Consider the following 17,803-nt stretch of genomic DNA (forward strand, 5'->3'; position numbering starts at 1 on the left):
CTCGCGCCCGCGGGCCCGCGGCCGGCACCCGCTCCCGCCGGAGGCCGCCGGGGGCGGCCGGCTCTGCCGGCCGCCCCACCAGCCTCTTTGAGGAGGAACATGTCAGCGATCACCGTCGCCGACGAGCGCGTCGCCCGGGTGGGCGTCCTCAAGCGCCTGTTGCTCAAGCCCGAACTCGGCGCGCTGCTCGGCGCCGTCCTCGTCTTCGCCTTCTTCGCCGCCCTGTCCGAGGTCTTCCGCTCGGCCAGTGGCATCGCGAACTGGCTGGACCCCGCCAGCACCCTCGGCATCATGGCCGTCGCGGTCGCGCTGCTCATGATCGGCGGCCACTTCGACCTCTCCGCGGGCGTGCAGACCGGCACCGCCGCGATCACCAGCGGCCTGCTCACCACCTACTACGGCGTGAACACCTGGGCGGCGCTGCTGATCTCCCTAGCCGTGGTCCTCGCGATCGGCTTCGTCAACGGATACCTGGTCGTCCGCACCGGACTGCCGAGCTTCATCATCACGCTCGGCACCTTCCTGATGCTCCAGGGCCTCAACCTGGGTGTGACGAAACTCGTCACCAACACCGTCCAGATCAACAACTTCAACCAGATCATCGGGTACGACGTGCTACACGCGATCTTCGCCAGTGAGATCGCGATCGCCGGCGCCCGGTTCCAGATCGCGATCCTCTGGTGGATAGCCGCGACGATCCTCGGCTCGTGGCTGTTGCTGCGCACGAGGTTCGGCAACTGGATCTTCGCGGTCGGCGGCGACGCGAACGCCGGGCGCAACGTCGGCGTCCCGGTCGCCCGTACCACGATCTCCCTGTTCATGATCACGTCGTTCGCCGCCTGGTTCGTCGGCACGACCCAGATCACCCGGCTGACCTCGATCCAGGCGCAGGCGGGTTTCGGTCAGGAACTGATCTACATCGTCGCGGCGGTGATCGGCGGCTGCCTGCTGACCGGCGGCTTCGGCTCGGCGATCGGCGCGTCCGTCGGCGCGCTGATCTTCGGCATGACCTCGCAGGGCATCGTCTACGCGGGCTGGGACGCCGACTGGTTCAAGTTCTTCCTCGGCGCGATGCTCCTGCTGGCCGTGCTGGCCAACCAGTACCTCCGCCGCTTCGCCGAACTGTCGAGGAGATAGCGATGACCGACGCTCCACTGCTGGAGATCAAGGACGTCACCAAGACGTTCGGCAGCGTCATCTCCCTCAACGGCATCTCCACCACCGTCCGCGCCGGCCAGGTCACCTGCGTTCTGGGCGACAACGGCGCCGGCAAGTCGACCCTCATCAAGATCCTGTCCGGAGTGCACCAGCCGGACGGCGGTGAGCTGCTGCTCGATGGCAGGCCGGTCAAACTCGGCAGCCCGCGCCAAGCGCTGGACGCCGGCATCGCGACGGTCTACCAGGACCTCGCGATGGTGCCGCTGATGGCGATCTGGCGCAACTTCTTCCTCGGGTCGGAGCCGACCAAGGGCTGGGGCCCGTTGCGCCGGTTCGACCGGAGCAGGGCGATCGAGACGACCCGCCGCGAGCTGGCCGACATGGGCATCGACATCCGCGACCCGGACCAGCCCGTCGGCACGCTCTCCGGCGGCGAACGGCAGTCGGTGGCGATCGCGCGGGCGGTCCACTTCGGCGCCCGGCTGCTGATCCTCGACGAACCGACCTCCGCGCTCGGCGTCAAGCAGGCCGGGGTGGTGCTGCGCTACATCGCGCGGGCGCGCGACCGTGGCCTGGCGGTCGTCCTCGTCACGCACAACCCGCACCACGCGTACCCGGTGGGTGACCGGTTTCTGCTGCTCAACCGGGGCAGAAGTCTCGGCGACTTCGCCAAGGGCGAGCTGTCGCTGCCCGAGCTCACCCGGATGATGGCCGGTGGCGCCGAACTCGACCAGCTCGCGCACGAGCTCGAACGCGGCACCGGCGCCGTGGAGCGCGAGGAGGCGGCGTCATGAACCACCTCGGCGTGGCGGTGATCGGCTTCGGCTGGATGGGGCACGTGCACACCCGCGCCTACCTGCGCCTCCGTCACCACTACCCGGACCTGGCGATCGAGCCGCGGCTGGTCGCGGTCGCCGACGCCGAACCGGGCCGGGCCGAGGCGGCCGCCGCCCAGTACGGCTTCGCGACCGCCACCACCGACTGGCGCGAGCTGCTCGCCGACCCGCGTGTCGAGGCGGTCAGCGTCACCACACCGAACTTCCTGCACCGGGAGATCGGCGCGGCCGTCGCCGCCACCGGCCGGCACCTGTGGATCGAGAAACCGGTCGGCCTGACCGGCGACGACGCCCGGGCCGTGGCCGCCGCCGCGGCCGCCGCCGGCGTGCAGGGCACGGTCGGGTTCAACTACCGGTCCGCGCCGGCCGTCGCCGAGGCCCGGGCGCTGCTCGCCGCCGGCGCGATCGGGCAGGTCACCGATGCGCGATTCCGGTTCGCCAGCGACTACGCCGCCGACCCGGCCGGTGGGCTGTCCTGGCGGTTCACCCGCTCGCACGGCGGCGCCGGGGTGCTCGGCGACCTCGCCTCGCACGCCGTCGACCTGGCCCGGCACCTGCTCGGTGAGATCGACGCGCTGGTCGCCGACACCTCCACCGTCATCGGGCTGCGGCCGGCGGTCACCGGCGCGGCCAGCCACTTCTCCCGCGCCGACGGCCCGCCGGGACCGGTCGAGAACGAGGACTACCTCGGCGTGCTGCTGCGCTTCGCCAGCGGCGCCCGCGGCACCCTGACCGCCAGCCGGGTCGCGGTGGGGGAGCAGAACACCTACGGCTTCGAGATCCACGGCACCCGGGGCGCGCTCGGCTGGGACTTCCGGCGGATGGGGGAACTCGCCGTGAGCACCGGCGACTCCGTCCAGTCGCGAAGCTACCGGACGGTCTTCGCCGGGCCGGGCCACGGCGAGTTCGCGGCGTTCCAGCCGGGCGCGGGCATCCCGATGAGCTACGACGACACCAAGGTGATCGAGGCGGCCGGCTTCCTGCGGTCGATCGTCGAGGGCAAGCCGCACGGCGCCACCCTCGCCGACGCCGTCGCGGCCGCCGCCGCCCTCGACGCGATGCTCGACTCCGTGCGCGCCGGCGCATGGGTCCGCACCGGCAGCGCCGCATGAGATCACGCAGCGACGCTACGATCACTATTCGTGGCCACCGATCCGTACACTCTCGACGGTGCGCGTCGCATCCTCGCCGACACGCCCAAGGTCGTGGAAAAGCTGGACCGGCTGCTCGGGTTGGCGATCCTCGGCAGCGGCGTCGGCTACCTGACCACCGGAGTCTCCGAACTGTTCACCGTCTTCGGCTGGGTGGACCAGAAGAACGAGACGGTCCGGCTCCTCGACGGGCTGGTCTCCGCCGGTTACGAGCGGCTGCGTAAGGGTGCGGGCCGCGAGCGCTTCGACGTCCTGGCCGCGACCCACACGGCCCTGGTGCACGGCTCGTTCTTCGCGGCGATCCGCGAGGTGCTCGGTTCGGTCTACGACCGTCTCGACCTGACCGATGAGGATCTGTCGCGGCTGACCGCGGTCGCTGCCGGTGAACGGGCCGTCGGCCTGCTGGCGTCCGGCCGTGTGCCGCTGCCGGACGCGACCTCCGGCCTGCACCGGAGCATCGTCGATCGGATCGAGCCGTTCTACCGCGAGCTGACCCGTGCGAGCCTGGAGTTCTTCGCCGGCTTCCACGGGTGGCCCCGCGATGCCGAGGTTCGGCCGGCCGACCCGCTGGTGCGGCAGATCGTCGAGCGCGCGGTCCGCCGGTACCGGGTGGAGTACGCGCGGCTCGCCGCCGAGGTCCGCGAGTTCGAGATCTGGGCGATGCTCGGCGAGCACGCCGCCACGCAGGAGGTCACCGGCACGTCGCTGGCCCGCCTGGAGCACTGGGTGGCCACGATCGTCCGGCGCGGGGATCGGCAGGCCGCCCGGATTCTGACCGTCATCGAGGCGATCAACCGGGAGGTCCTCTCGGCGACGCTCATTCCGATCGGTGAGGCGGGTGACCTGGGCGGGGTCGTCCTGCCCACGGTGGAGGCGGGCTATGTGAGCCCCCGGTTCCGGTGGGCGATCGCCGACCGCGACGCACGCCCGGGTGACGAGCGCTGGTGGGCGCGCCAGCCGCTCGAGGACGACATCGAGACGTTCCTCGCCGGGCACGTCGCCGGCCCCGCCGGCACCGAGAAGCCGATGGTGGTCCTCGGGCACCCCGGCTCCGGCAAGAGCCTCTTCACCAAGGTCTGCGCGGCACGACTCGCGGGCGCTGACCGTTTCACCGCGGTCCGCATCGCGCTGCGCGATGTGGGCGACCCGTCGGCCCCCCTGCACGCGCAGCTGAGCGGGTCGCTGGAGAAGGCCACCAACGGCCACGTGAACTGGACCGACTTCTGCGCGGCGAGCGAGGACACCGTGCGGGTGTTGTTCATCGACGGGCTCGACGAGCTGATGCAGGCCACCGGCTCCACGCAGTCCGGCTACCTCGCGGACGTCGCCGAGTTCCAGCGGGTCGAGAAGGTCACCGGCACCCCGCTGATCGCCGTCGTCACGGCCCGCACGATCGTCGCGGAACTCGCCGGGATCCCGGAGGGCTCGCTGATGGTGAAGCTGGAGGACTTCTCCGACGATCAGGTGCGGCAGTGGCTGCGGATCTGGCGCACGGTGAACGCCGGCGCGGGAGTCCTCGACCCGGATCCGGCGACCGTCCTGCGACTCGGCGACCTGTCCCATCAGCCGTTGCTGTTGCTGCTGCTGGCCGTCTACGCCGCTCGAAGCCCGTTACCGCGGCAGAGCTCCGCCGCGGACCTCTACGGCGCTCTGCTGCACGACTTCATCACCCGCGAGCTGACCAAGCCCGGGCAGCCACCGGAGGTCACGTCGGCGCAGCGCCGGTACGACGCGTTGTGGCAGCTCGGCGTCGTCGCCTTCGGCATGATCAACCGGGGCCGCCTCCACCTCGGCGAGGATCAGCTACGGCTCGACCTGGTGGCGCTGAGCCGCCGGCACGCCGACCCGATCCTGACTCCGGCCGGCGCCCTCGATCCGGCGCAACGGGTCATCGGCCGGTTCTTCTTCATCACCGCCGCGGAGGCCGACGCCGGCCATGTCGGCCGCAGCTACGAGTTCCTGCACGCCACCTTCGGCGAGTACCTGGTCGCCTATCACGTGGTGAATCAACTGGTCGACCTGCACCGGGCCCTGGCCCGCCCCAGCTCCCAGCAGTGGGACGACGATCTGCTGTTCGCTCTCCTGTCGCACCGTCTCATCACCGCGGGGGCGGCGCAGGTGCTGCCGTTCGCGCGGCAGTTGTTCGCCGCGGAGGCCGCGGACACCCGACAGGGCGTGCTCGTGGTTCTCAGCCGGATCATCCGGGCGGCCCCGGACCGGTGGGGCCGGGGCGCGTTCGCCGGCTACGACCCGTCCGGCGGCCGCTACACCGACCGGATGGCGACGTACACCGCGAACCTGGTGCTCCTGCTGACCCGGCTGGTCGACGATCCAGTCCCGCTCGCCTACCTCGCTCCGGCCGACGCCGACCCCGAGGAACACTGGACCACCCTGCTCGACCTCTGGCATGCCAGCTTCCAGCGTGATCACGGTGAGGAGTGGCGCCAGCTGCTGACTTCGCTGGGCCGTCCCACCGGGAGCTGGGCAGCGGTCGAGGCCCGCAGCGATCCGATCTCCAACACGTTCGTCCGCCGGCTCCGGCTCGAGACCGCCAACCGGGTGCGCGGCGCCGCCTACAACGCCGGCATCGCCATGATGACCGACAACTACCGGCTGACCCCGGTGGACGGAGCCGAGCAGCTGGCGGGCGAACTGGCGGCGACGCTCACCGAGCCCGTCCCGGGCCGGGCCGGTGGCGTCGACGACAAGATGATGCGGGCCTTCCTGGAGGCCGACGTGACCGCCGAGTGGCTGGCGCGCCCGGTGCTCGCGCATCTCTGCCGGTTCGGTGAGAACATCCCGGTGCCGTTGTTCCGGGAGATCGTCGCCCGGCTGCTGGGTTTCCGGCGGCAGCGTTCCGATCTGGGGCCGGGATTCGCCCTGCTGGCCGCGTTGTTCCCGGCGCTGTTGCCGTACCTGCCCCAGATGGGCGCGGAACTGTTCGTGGCCGTCGACTCGGGCGAGCCGGTGATGATCCCGGCGGCCCGGGATTCGAGGATCGAGATGGTGCTCGGGATCGGCGAGGTCGTCTGGGGCCGATCCGACCGCGTGCTCTACGGAACCTCGTACCGGCACACCCCCGAGGTGAGGGCGGTCTTGGAAGGATCGTGGCCCGCGGCAGTGGTGGCTCTGCTGCCAGCTGACGCGGCCGACTCGGTCCGCCGCGCGATCATCCGGCAGGCGGTGGCGGAGATTCCCGAGTTCCTCTGATCTCGGCGCGGCGGAAACGATCTCGGCGCCGAGAAAGTGATCCCGGTGCCGAGAAAATCTAGGTCGGAGGAACTAGACATTCTTGTGAAGCGTGGTTAGTGTTTCTCCCGTACCCAAGAGAGATCGTCGAAGACGCAGACGAGAACGGCCGAGCGTCAAGCAGGGCCCGGACAGATGTCGTGGCTCGCTCGGCCCGCAGTGCGAGTGTCGATCAGTGCAAGTGTCGATCAGTGGAAGTGTCGATCACCGCACGTGGTGGGGCCATGAAGTCGCGTGGGGCTCCGGCACCGGTGATCAGCAGGTGAGCACCACAGGAAATGCGAAGCAGAGGAAAGGGAGGGCCCGAACACCGTTGGATCGCCCGTCTCCAGGACGCGGTTCGATTCTGGAGTGGACACCGCAGTCTCCATCGAACGAGAGGTGGTCTCCGGTCACGCTTACGCGATCCTCGCACCCTCAACCGCCGACGGCGGCCGGTGCGGACACGGCAAACCGGCGAACGTGCCGGTAGATGGTGTTTGAACCCGTAACCCCGGGCCCCGGCGCTTCCGCGCCGGGGCCCTCGTCATGAGAGAGGCACATGCATGGCCCAACCCGACGACATGTTCGGTGACGAGGACTACCCCGCCTACACGATGGGCCGCGCCGCGGAGATCACCGGCGCCTCGCAGGACTTCCTGCGCCGCCTCGACGAGGCGAAGCTGTTCAACCCGTACCGGTCCGCCGGTGGGCATCGCCGTTATTCGCGCTACCAACTGCGCCTCGCCGCCCGGGCCAGGGAACTGGTCGCTCAGGGCACCGCGCTGGAAGCCGCCTGCCGGATCATCATTCTCGAAGACCAGCTCCAGGAAGCCCGCCATCACCACGCGGAGCACCAACGCGACCAGCGAGTGGACGCCGCCTGATCGCATCGCCGTCTCCGGCGCGCCGGCCTTTGCGGACCGTCTATTTCTTAGGACTGTTCCATAAAGGCCGGTGATGCTCTTCAATGTGACCACCGGACCCGTCGAAGGTTGGTGGTCACCGTGCGTCTCGCCGAACGTCTGCTCCTGGCCCCGCTGCTGCTGGCCGCCCTCCTGCCCGGGGCCCCCGCGGCTTCCGCCTCCGCCGCCACGATCGCGGAGGCGGACCCCGGATGGACGGGGCCGCTGTCGACCCGCGGCCGCTACATCGTCGACGCGGACGGGCAGCGCTTCAAACTGCGCTCCGGCAACTGGCACGGCGCGAGCGGCACCTGGAACGGTTCCGGCGACACGGCCGACAACGCCGCCCACCACGCCGGGGAGAACTCCGGGCGGATCCCGCTCGGGCTCGACCGGGCGCCGCTGGCCACGGTCGTCGCCGGATTCCGCGACCTGGGCCTCAACAGCGTGCGCCTGCCCTTCTCGAACGAGATGCTGCGCGACACCCGGCCGGTGACCGACGCCGCCGTGGCCGCCAACCCCCGGATGCGGGGCCTCACTCCCCTTCAGGTGTACGACCGGGTCGTCGCCGCGCTCACCGGCGCCGGGCTCGCGGTGATCCTCAACAACCACACCAACACCACCCGCTGGTGCTGCGCCCTCGACGGCAACGAGCGGTGGAACACCTCGCAGAGCGTCCAGCAGTGGGAGGACGACTGGCTGTTCATGGCCCGCCGTTACCGCGACGAGCCGCGGGTGGTCGGCGCCGACCTCTACAACGAGGTGCGCCGTACCGTCCTGGACGACCCGAACTGGGGCCGGGGCAACGCGCACGACTGGTTCGCGGCCTCCCAGCGGGCCGGCGACCGGATCCTCGCCGAGGCCAACCCGAACCTGTTGATCATCGTCGAGGGCATCAACTGGACCGGGATCCCGGTCGACGGCCTCCCGCACGAGCGGCCGACCCTGCGGCCGGTCCGCACGCTGTCGCACACTCTGGTGAGGTCCGGGAAGCTGGTGTACTCGGCCCACTTCTACGACTACACCGGCCCGAACCACAGCGGCGCCACCGGGACGGGGGAGACCAGCGACCCCCGTTACCGCGACCTGAGCCCCGCGGAGCTCGCCGCCGTCTTCGAGCGGGACGCGTCGTTCGTCGCGGGGGAGCCCGGCAGCCACTTCACCGCGCCGGTGTGGATCAGCGAGTTCGGCGTGGACGCCGGCGCCGCGCCCGGCAGCCGGCAGCGGGCCTGGTTCGAGAACTTCGCCGACCTGCTGATCAGGGCCGACGCTGACTTCGCCTACTGGCCGGTGATCGGCTGGGCGGAGAGCGGCAACGCGTGGGGGCTGCTCTTCTTCGACGCCGCCGGCCAGCGCTCCGGTCTGCTCGACGGCGTGGACTGGCGGTCCGCCGCCTGGCAGCGGCTGATCACCACGACCGCCCGTCAGGGGTATGTCGCCCCGGTCGCGTCCCGGTCGATGCTGAGCCCCGACCACGGCGACTTCATCGCGTCGTCGCGGATGCGCGCCCAGCCCGACTTCGATCGCGGCGCCCGCAAAGCCGTCTGTCCGGACGGGCAGCGGTTGATCGGGTTGAGTCACACCGGCAACCGGGGACTGTGCACCGACTTCTCCGGCGCCACCACGTGGGGCGCGTACCAGGTGGTGACGGACGAGAGGCACGTGTCGCGAGACTGGGCGTCCGGCTACACCAAGCTGCAGTGCCCGGCGTCCTCGGTGCTGATCGGCTATGCGGTGCGGGGGGCCGCCGTGTCCAGCGTGCTGTGCGTCTCCGCCCTGGCCGCGGTGACCGACGCCGGCCGGACCGTGTGGTTCGACCGTGGCGACAGCCGTCCCGCGGGCGGCCCGGGCGGCGACTTCGCCGGCGGCCACTACAAGGGCCAGTGCGCCGACGGCGAGTACGCGGCCGGCATCGCCTACACGGGACGGTTCCCGTCGTCGCGTACCCCGGACGCTTTGCTCTGCCGTCGCCTGCCCTGACCGCGTGCTCTCCCCGCCTCTTGTGGCACGGTCGCCGGGTATGCGTTCGCCCCCACCGGGGTACACGACTTTCCAGGTCCGCGTGATGCGGACACCATGAGACGAGGTAGTGGGCAACCTCGACGGCTCGGGGGCGCGGGTGAGTGGCTCACGTCCGAGGCGGGCGGAGGTCTGACCATGATTGTTGACGATTCCGGCGAAACACCACCACAGACTCGATGGTTCGGGCAGGTGGCCGACTATCCGGACCAATCCTCCATCCCGGAGTTGTTCGCCGGGCAGGTGGCGGCGGCCCCCGGCGCGACCGCCGTGGTCGACGGCGATCGCCGGATCACCTATGCGGAACTCGATCGATGGTCCGACGGGCTGGCGGCCCGTCTGTCCGAGGTCGGTGTGCGGGCCGGCGACGCGGTGGGTCTTTTGGGCGGGCGTTGCCTCGAATCCCCGGCCGGGATGCTCGCCATCCTGAAGGCGGGCGCCACCTACGTGCCGCTGGACCCGACGGATCCGGCCGTCCGGCTACAGACTCTGACCGGCGAACTCGGGATCCGGCACCTGGTCAGGCTGCCGGACACCGCGGGGGTCCTGGAGGACGCCCGCTCGGTCGCGGCCGCCGACCACCGCGACGGCGGCCCACGCCCGCCGGACCCGGGAACCGGTGGCGGCGATCCGGCCTACGTCATGTTCACCTCCGGCTCGACCGGCGTTCCCAAGGCCGTCGAGGTGCCGCATCGCGCGGTCGCCCGGCTCGTCATCGGCGCCGACTACCTGCAGATCACCGCGGCCGACCGGGTCGCGCACACCGGTCATCCGGCGTTCGACGCATCGGTTTTCGAGGTCTGGGGCGCTCTGCTCAACGGCGCCGGGCTGGTGATCGTCGACCAGCCGACCCTGCTGGATCCGGCCCTGCTGCACCGGCTGTTCTCCGAGGAGGCAGTTACGGTCGCGTGGCTGACCGCCGGGGTCTTCCACCAGTGTGCGCGGACGCTGCCGGGCATGTTCGCCGGGTTGCGCTGCGTGATAGCCGGCGGTGACGTGCTCGACCCGGCCCTCGTGCGCGGGGTGCTGGCGAGCGGGCCGCCGCAACGGCTTCTCAACGGTTACGGACCGACGGAGAACACCGCCTTCTCCACCACTCATCACATCGTCGACGTGCCGGAGGGGACCGCGCGGATTCCGATCGGACGTCCCGTTTCCAACTCCACCTGCTACATCGTGGACGAGGACGGCGATCCGGTGCCGGTCGGTGTCGAGGGCGAGCTCTGGGTCGGCGGCGACGGCGTCGCCCGGGGGTACGCCAACGATCCCGCGCAGACCGCCGCGCGTTTCCTGCCGGACCGGCGCGGGCGCCGGTCCGGCGCGAGACTGTTCCGTACCGGTGACCGGGCCCGTTGGCTGCCCAACGGTGACATCGACTTTCTCGGCCGCCTGGACCGGATGGTGAAGGTCCGTGGCTTCCGGATCGAGCTGGACGAGATCGAGACGGTGCTCGCCGGCTCGGACGGTGTCGCCGCCGCGGCCGTCGTGGTCGCCGGCGACGACCCGGACACCCGGACGATCGTCGCCTACTACCAGCCGGCGCCCCCCGCCACGCGAGACGGCGACGCCGGTGGGCCGGGCGGCCCGACGGCGACCGATCTCGGGGCGTACCTCGCCGCCCGCCTGCCACGGTTCATGCTCCCCGCCCGGATCGTCCGGCTGGACCGTCTGCCCCTGGCCGGCACGGGAAAGATCGACCGGGGCTCACTCGCCGCGCTCGCGGTGCGCGGCGGGGACCGGCCGTCGACGCCGGTGCCCGCGGACCGCCGGCCGGCGACGCCGATCGAAGTGGGGCTCGCCCGGCTCTGGGTGGAGGTCCTCGACCTGGAACCCCACGAGGTCAGCCTCGACGACAGCTTCTTCGACCTCGGCGGCAACTCGTTGCTGGCGGCGCGCCTGTTCGTGCGGCTGCAGACGATGTTCGGGGTCGACCAGAGCCAGAGCCGGGTCCTGACGTCCCGGCTGTTGGCCGATCCGACCCTCGCCGGCTGCGCCGAGGCGGTGCGTGAGGCGCGCGCCGGTCTCCTCGACCGCGACAGCGCCGCGATGGACGCCGAGTTCCGCCGCGAGAGCGGGCTCGACACCGTGGTCACGGCGGCGCCCGGGGCGAACACCCGGCCGCCGGTGGTGACGCGGCCACGGTCGCCGGCCGACGAGCTCGACACCGCGGCGACGCGCTTCTCCGGCGGGCCCGTTCTGCTCACCGGCGGCACCGGCTTCCTCGGCAGCTATCTGCTCCGCCGGTTGCTGACCGTCACCGACGCCGACATCCACTGCCTGGTCCGGGCCGGCGACGCCGAGCACGCCCGGCGCCGGCTGGCCGCCGGGCAACAGCGGTACCGGCTCGGTGACCTTCCCGATGATCGCGTGCATCCGCTGGCCGGTGACCTGGGCCGGCCGGCCCTCGGGCTGACCGCCGCGGCGTTCGACGAGCTGGCCGGACGGGTGGACCTCGTCCTGCACGCCGGCGCCTATGTGAATTTCGTCTACCCCTACTCTCCACTGGCGCCGGTCACGGTGGGCGGCACCCGGGAGCTGGTGCGGCTCGCGATGCCCCGGCGCGTCCCGGTGCACTTCGTGTCCACGCTCGCGGTGCTGGCCGGTTTCGGGGCGGCCGGGGTGCGTGACGTCTCGGAGGACACCCCGCTGGCCTACCCGGAACACCTGTTCATGGGGTACACCGAAACGAAATGGGTGGCCGAGACGGTGCTGGGCCGGGCGGCGAGCGAGGGGCTGCCGGTCGGCATCCACCGGCCGTACGAGATCTCCGGCGACCTCGCCCGGGGGGCGTGGAATCTGGAGAACGCCACCTGCGCGCTGCTGCGGCTGATCGTCGACCTGCGGATCGCGCCGGACGCCGGCATCCCCCTCGATCTCGTGCCGGTCGACGTGCTGGCGGCGCAGATCGTGCACATCGCGCTGACCCGCACCACCGAGACGCGTACCTATCACCTGACCAACCCGAGGCCCGCGACGCTGTCCGACATGACGGAGGTGCTGCGCGGCCATGGCTACCAGGTCCGCACGCTGCCGTTCGACGAGTGGGTGACGCGGGCGGTGGCGTTCGTCGCCGAGCACCCCCGGCACCCGTTCACCCCGTTCATGCCTCTCTGGGTCGACCGGAGCCCGCGCAGTGGTCTCGTGGTCAAGCAGATGTACTTCGCCGACCACTTCCCGCACTTCAGCCGGAGCAACACCGAGCGGGCACTGGCCGGATCGTCCATCGCGATGCCTCCGGTCGACACCGCGCTGCTCGACCACTACGTGCGGTTCTTCCAGCGGTCCGGCTACTTTCCGGCCCCGGACGGCGGCCGGCCGGTCGCGGGTTCCCGGTCGGGGGCGGCATGACCACCGCCGTGCCGTTGCCCCGGGTGGCCGTCGTGTTCGACTTCGGCTCCGCCAGCCCGATGAGCATCCTCGCCTCGGCCCGGGACCTCGCCCGGATCGTCTTCCTCTGCGACCGGAGCCTGCCGCACGTGCGGGCGCTCTACGACGATCTTCGGGCGCTGGCGCCGGTCTGCGACACCACCGGTATGACCGACGAACAGATAGTGGCCGCGCCGGACTGCGCGGACCTGGCCGGCATCGTCACCTTCAGCGAGAGCCAGCTCAACCGGACCGCCGCCCTCGCGGACCGCCGGGGTCTGGCCTTCCTCAGCGTGGACACCGCGGCGGCGGTGACCGACAAGTACACGCAACGCCGCGTACTCGCCGAGGCGGGTGTCCAGCACACCGCATGCCGCGTCGTCCGCGACCTCACCGAACTCGCCCCGGCCCTGGACACGGTCGGCCTTCCGGCGGTCCTCAAGCCCCGCAGCGGCGCGGCGAGCGCACGGACCTGCACCGTGCACAGCCTCGACGAGGCCCAGGTGAGATGGCGTGCCTTCACCGGCGCCGAGACCGGCGGCTCCACCGCCGAGTTCGTCGTCGAGCGACTGCTGTCCGGCGACCCGTCGGCCGCGGGCCAGGACTGGGCCGACTACGTCTCCGTCGAGTCGATGACCTCGCACGGCGACATCCGGCACGTCGAGGTGACCGGCAAGTTCCCACTGGCCGCGCCGCTGCGGGAGACCGGTTACGTGGTGCCCAGCACGCTGGGCGACGGCTGGCGGGACGAGGTGCTGGCGCTCACGACCGCGGCGCTCACGGCTCTCGGCGTCCGGCACGGCATCACCCACACGGAGGTCAAACTCACCCCCGGCGGCCCGCGGATCATCGAGGTCAACGGCCGCCTCGGCGGGTACGTCGCCGACCTGGTCCGGCGCGCGCGGGGGTTCGACCTCGTGCGTGCCGCGCTCACCGTGGCGCTCGGGCGACCGTACAGTCCCCCGGCGACGGCCTACCGGCGGCACGCGTTCCAGTACTTTCTGACCCCGCCGATGGAGGCGGTCGCGCTGCGGCGGCTCGACGGGATCGACGAACTCGGTGACGTGCCGGGAATCCACCTCGTCGAGGTGCTGACCGAGCCGGGCACGGCACTGGACTGGCGGCGCGGCACCCTCGCCTACCTGGGCATCGTGCACGGGTCGGCGCCGGATCACCGAGGAGTGCTGCGTCTGGTGGACCTCATCGGCCGGACCCTGCACGTCGAGTACGAGCGAGCGCCCGAAAGCGACGAAAACCGCACGAACTGACTACGCACAGTGTTAGCGTGGATCTCGTCGTAGCTTGGGTGCATCGGGGGCCGCCATGGTAACGACTCCTGCGGTCAGCGGGCACCACAGCGAAGGCCACATCACCGAAGTCACCCAGGTCCTGCGATACCTGTTCACCCGCGGCGCGGCGCCGGCCGCGATCCGCCGCGCACTCGCCGCCGCCGTCGTGGCGGGCTCGGCGCTCGGCCTCCTGCTCATCCGCCGGCACGGCGACCGGACGACGACGGCGGTGACCGGCGGCCACGTCACCGTGCTCGGCGCGTTCGGCCTGTACGCCCTGGACGTCGTGATCCGCGCGGACCGAGCCCGCACCGCGGCGCGGAACGAGGCGGCGGCCAGCCACAACCAGCTGCAGAAGCTGATCGACAACTCCGAGTCGAACATCTATATGAAGCGGGTCGACAACGGGCAGTACCTTTTGGTCAACAAGTCGTGGGAACGACTGTTCGGTGTTCCCCGCCACCGGGTCGTCAACCTCACCGACCACGGGGTGTTCCCCGCCGAGCTCGCCGACCAGTTACGTGCCAATGACCTCCAGGTCGCGGCCGCCGGCAAGTCCGTGCAGTACGAGGAGACCGCGGACGGCGTCGACGGCCTGCGCACGTACATCTCGGTGAAGTTCCCCGTGCTGGACACCGCGGGCAGGCCCTATGCCGTGTGCGGCATCTCCACCGACATCACCGACCGCAAGCGGGCCGAGGACGAGGTGCGGCGGCTCAACGCAAGCCTGGAGACCCGGGTCCTGCACCGCACGGCCGAGCTGGAGGCGTCGACCAAGGAGCTCGACGCGTTCGCCTACTCCGTCTCGCACGACCTGCGGGCGCCGCTGCGCTCGTTGCACGGCTTCAGCGACGCGCTGCTGGAGGACTATGGCGACGTTCTCGACGACGTCGGCAAGGACTACCTGCACCGGCTGCAGCGCAACGTGGGGCGCATGGGCCGGATGATCGACGACCTGCTCAACCTGTCCCGCGCCACGCGGGCCGAGCTGGAGCGCTGCGAGGTGGACCTCTCCGCGATGAGCCAGGACGTCGTCGCGGACCTGCGGGCGGTCGATCCGGATCGCTCCGTCACGCTCATCGTCCCCGACGGTCTCACCGCTGAGGCCGATCCCCACCTGCTGCGGCTCGCCCTGCAGAACCTTCTGGCCAACGCCTGGAAGTTCACCGGCAAGAGGGCCGAGGCGATCATCGAGGTGGGCCGCGCCGTCCACTGCGGCGAGACCTTCTTCTTCGTACGAGACAACGGCGTGGGTTTCGACATGAGCTATGCCGGCAAGCTGTTCGACGCCTTCCAGCGGCTGCACACGACCGCCGACTTCGAGGGCACCGGCATCGGGCTCGCGATCGTGGCCCGCGTCGTGCGCCGTCATGGTGGCCGCATCTTCGCCGAGGCCGAGATCGACCAGGGCGCGACGTTCTATTTCAATCTGATGAGCGGCGAAAAGGGAAAGCCATGAGTGCCGGCGGCAAGATCCTCATCATCGACGACAGCCAGGACGACGTGACGCTCACCCTGCGCGCGCTGAAGAAGAACAACATCACCAACGCCGTGGACATCGCCGCCGACGGGGAGGAGGCGCTGCGGTACCTGTTCCCGGCCGAGGAGCCGTCCGCCGGCCGGACGGACACGATGCCGGCGCTGGTCCTGCTGGACCTCAACATGCCGAAGGTCAGCGGTCTGGAGGTGCTGCGGAGCATCCGGTCCGATCCGCGCACCAAATACCTGCCGGTCGTCGTCCTCACCACCTCGACCGAGGAACGCGACATCGTGAACACCTATGACCTCGGCGCCAACAGCTTCGTGCGCAAACCCGTGGCGTTCGACGAGTTCCTGGACGCGGTCCGGGTGCTGGGCATGTACTGGCTGCTGGTGAACCGGCCGGTGGGAAGAACCCATGACTGAGGAGCCGGAGGAGATCCGGCTGCTGCTCATCGAGGACAGCGACGACGACGCCGTCCTGGTCGTGAACCGGCTCCGCCGGTCCGGCCTGCGGGTCGACTACGAGCGCGTCGAGACGGCCGACGCGATGTGTGCCGCCTTGGCGCGCGGATCGCCCGACATCGTGATCTCCGACAACGGCATGCCGGCGTTCAACGCGGAGGCGGCGCTGCAACTGCTCCGTGACACCGGCCTGGACGTGCCTTTCATCGTCGTCTCCGGGCAGATCGGCGAGGAGTCCGCCACCGCGTTGATGCGTGCCGGCGCCCACGACTTCGTGCTCAAGGACAAGCTCGCCCGCCTCGGGCCGGCGGTGCAACGCGAACTGCGGGAAGCGCGGGATCGTCAGGAACGGCGGCGCACGGAGGCGGCGCTGCGCACCAGCGAGGAGCGTTTCCGGCTCGTCGCCGAGAACCTCCAGGACGTCCTGTTCCGATTTCGGCCCGGTCCGGCCCCGGTTCTCGAATACATCAGCCCCGCCATAGCCGCGATGACCGGGCTGTCCCCGGAGGAGCTGTACGAGCAGCCGGAACTGCTCTTCGGCACCATGGATCCCGACGACCGCGAGGTCATGCGGCGGTCGTGGCAGTCACCGCCGGGCAGTCCGCTCACCGTGCGCTGGTCGCGGCCCGACGGCACGCGCGCCTGCGCCGAGCAGCGACTCGTCGCGGTGTACGACGCCGGCGTCCCGATCGCCGTCGAGGGCCTCCTGCGGGACATCACCGCCCAGGTGGACGCCGCCGAGCAACGCCGGGAACTGGAACGGCAGTTGCACCAGGCGGAACGGCTGGACTCCCTCGGCCAGCTCGCCGGCGGGGTCGCACATGACTTCAACAACCTCCTCGGTGTGATCAGCGGCTACACCGCTTTCGTGCTCGACGAGCTCGGCCCCGCCCATCCGTGCCGGCCGGACCTGGAGAACATCGACGACGCCGCCCGGCGGGCCACCGCCCTGACCCGCCAGCTGCTCATCTTCAGCCGTCTGCAACCGTCCCAGCCCGAGATGGTGGACCTGAACGCGGTGGTCGGCCAGATCGAACGGCTGCTGCGCCGCACGATCGGCGAGGACATCGAGTTCAGCATCGACATCGAGCCGGATCTCGACTTCGTCACCATCGACCCCAGCCGCCTCGAACAGATCATCATGAACCTGGTGGTGAACGCCCGCGCCGCGATGCCGGAAGGCGGGCGTCTCGTCATCCGGACGGCACGCGTGGACGACCTGCCCGCCACGGCGATCGGCGCCGTCCCGCGATCGGCGCGGTACGTGTGCCTCGCCGTCGCCGACACGGGGTGCGGCATGGACGAGGAGGTCCAGCGCCGGGCGTTCGAGCCGTTCTTCACCACCAGGAGCACCGGCCAGGGCAGCGGCCTCGGCCTGGCGACCGTCTACGGCGCGGTGCAGGAGGCGTCCGGAGCGATCACCGTCGACTCCGCGCCCGGCGCGGGAACACGGATCGCCGTCTATCTGCCGGCCGCGGACCGCCCGGCGCCCACCACCGAGACGGACAGCGGAACCGGCGACACGGGCCGGGGCCACGGCGAACGCGTCCTCGTGGTCGAGGACGACGACGACATCCGCACCATCACGCGGCGGGTGCTCACCCGAGGCGGGTACGAGGTCTCCGACGCCTCCACCCGCGAGGAGGCGCTGCGGCTCATCCGCGACGACGCTCTCTCGTTCGACCTGCTCCTGTCGGACGTCATCATGCCCGGAATGCCGGTCCTGGAGTTCATTCAAACGGTGCTCGGAGCCCGCCCGTCCCTCCACATCGTCTTCATGTCCGGATACACGGCCGACAGCGACCGGCGGCTCCCCGACGGCGTTCCGATCGTCAACAAGCCGTTCAGCGGCGCGACGCTTCTGCACCAGATCCACACGACCCTGCACAGCGGCGCCTGCTGAGGAG

11 protein-coding genes are annotated in these 17,803 nt (G+C 70.9%); all 11 read left to right on the forward strand.

What is annotated here, in order from left to right; translation table 11 throughout:
• Positions 1 to 99 precede the first annotated feature (99 nt).
• The 11 genes from QLQ12_RS37090 (at position 100) to QLQ12_RS37140 (ending at position 17,799) form a co-directional block, all read left to right on the forward strand.
• On the forward strand, positions 100 to 1,137 hold the full coding sequence (locus QLQ12_RS37090) for an ABC transporter permease (protein WP_282765543.1): 1,038 nt from the start codon (positions 100 to 102) through the stop codon (positions 1,135 to 1,137).
• Between the two features lie 2 nt (positions 1,138 to 1,139).
• Entirely contained in the window at positions 1,140 to 1,952 is an 813-nt protein-coding gene (locus QLQ12_RS37095) for an ATP-binding cassette domain-containing protein (RefSeq protein ID WP_282765545.1), read from the forward strand.
• Positions 1,949 to 3,106, forward strand: coding sequence for a Gfo/Idh/MocA family protein (locus QLQ12_RS37100; RefSeq protein WP_282765547.1), 1,158 nt, complete (start codon positions 1,949 to 1,951; stop codon positions 3,104 to 3,106). The genes QLQ12_RS37095 and QLQ12_RS37100 overlap by 4 nt, the downstream gene beginning before the upstream one ends.
• Positions 3,107 to 3,136: 30 nt before the next feature.
• Positions 3,137 to 6,355 carry an NACHT domain-containing protein gene (locus QLQ12_RS37105; RefSeq protein WP_282765550.1) on the forward strand — a complete coding sequence of 1,073 codons (3,219 nt, stop codon included), beginning with the start codon at positions 3,137 to 3,139 and terminating at the stop codon, positions 6,353 to 6,355.
• Between the two features lie 584 nt (positions 6,356 to 6,939).
• Complete coding sequence (locus tag QLQ12_RS37110) at positions 6,940 to 7,260, forward strand: helix-turn-helix domain-containing protein (protein WP_282765552.1); 321 nt, start codon at positions 6,940 to 6,942, stop codon at positions 7,258 to 7,260.
• 120 nt (positions 7,261 to 7,380) lie between these two features.
• Positions 7,381 to 9,258: a glycoside hydrolase family 5 protein gene (locus QLQ12_RS37115; protein WP_282765554.1), complete on the forward strand. Its 1,878-nt coding sequence runs from the start codon at positions 7,381 to 7,383 to the stop codon at positions 9,256 to 9,258.
• Positions 9,259 to 9,435: 177 nt separating this feature from the next.
• The gene (locus QLQ12_RS37120; protein WP_282765556.1) at positions 9,436 to 12,645 is read left to right on the forward strand and encodes an amino acid adenylation domain-containing SDR family oxidoreductase; all 3,210 of its coding nucleotides are present in this window, start codon (positions 9,436 to 9,438) and stop codon (positions 12,643 to 12,645) included.
• Entirely contained in the window at positions 12,642 to 13,931 is a 1,290-nt protein-coding gene (locus QLQ12_RS37125; protein WP_282765558.1) for an ATP-grasp domain-containing protein, read from the forward strand. Before QLQ12_RS37120 ends, QLQ12_RS37125 begins: the two co-directional genes overlap by 4 nt.
• 55 nt (positions 13,932 to 13,986) lie before the next feature.
• Complete coding sequence (locus QLQ12_RS37130; RefSeq protein WP_282765559.1) at positions 13,987 to 15,411, forward strand: sensor histidine kinase; 1,425 nt, start codon at positions 13,987 to 13,989, stop codon at positions 15,409 to 15,411.
• Positions 15,408 to 15,857: a response regulator gene (locus QLQ12_RS37135; protein WP_282765561.1), complete on the forward strand. Its 450-nt coding sequence runs from the start codon at positions 15,408 to 15,410 to the stop codon at positions 15,855 to 15,857. The genes QLQ12_RS37130 and QLQ12_RS37135 overlap by 4 nt, the downstream gene beginning before the upstream one ends.
• On the forward strand, positions 15,850 to 17,799 hold the full coding sequence (locus QLQ12_RS37140; protein ID WP_282765563.1) for a hybrid sensor histidine kinase/response regulator: 1,950 nt from the start codon (positions 15,850 to 15,852) through the stop codon (positions 17,797 to 17,799). The genes QLQ12_RS37135 and QLQ12_RS37140 overlap by 8 nt, the downstream gene beginning before the upstream one ends.
• Positions 17,800 to 17,803: the final 4 nt, after the last annotated feature.

It is taken from the genome of Actinoplanes sandaracinus (assembly GCF_030009775.1).
GTDB lineage: Bacteria > Actinomycetota > Actinomycetes > Mycobacteriales > Micromonosporaceae > Actinoplanes > Actinoplanes sandaracinus.

Excerpts from the sequence above, each read along its gene's own strand:
- QLQ12_RS37090 (WP_282765543.1), top strand. The coding sequence starts at position 100 with ATGTCAGCGATCACCGTCGCCGACGAGCGCGTCGCCCGGGTGGGCGTC.
- QLQ12_RS37095 (WP_282765545.1), top strand. The coding sequence starts at position 1,140 with ATGACCGACGCTCCACTGCTGGAGATCAAGGACGTCACCAAGACGTTC.
- QLQ12_RS37100 (WP_282765547.1), top strand. The coding sequence starts at position 1,949 with ATGAACCACCTCGGCGTGGCGGTGATCGGCTTCGGCTGGATGGGGCAC.
- QLQ12_RS37110 (WP_282765552.1), top strand. The coding sequence starts at position 6,940 with ATGGCCCAACCCGACGACATGTTCGGTGACGAGGACTACCCCGCCTAC.
- QLQ12_RS37120 (WP_282765556.1), top strand. The coding sequence starts at position 9,436 with ATGATTGTTGACGATTCCGGCGAAACACCACCACAGACTCGATGGTTC.
- QLQ12_RS37125 (WP_282765558.1), top strand. The coding sequence starts at position 12,642 with ATGACCACCGCCGTGCCGTTGCCCCGGGTGGCCGTCGTGTTCGACTTC.
- QLQ12_RS37130 (WP_282765559.1), top strand. The coding sequence starts at position 13,987 with ATGGTAACGACTCCTGCGGTCAGCGGGCACCACAGCGAAGGCCACATC.
- QLQ12_RS37135 (WP_282765561.1), top strand. The coding sequence starts at position 15,408 with ATGAGTGCCGGCGGCAAGATCCTCATCATCGACGACAGCCAGGACGAC.
- QLQ12_RS37140 (WP_282765563.1), top strand. The coding sequence starts at position 15,850 with ATGACTGAGGAGCCGGAGGAGATCCGGCTGCTGCTCATCGAGGACAGC.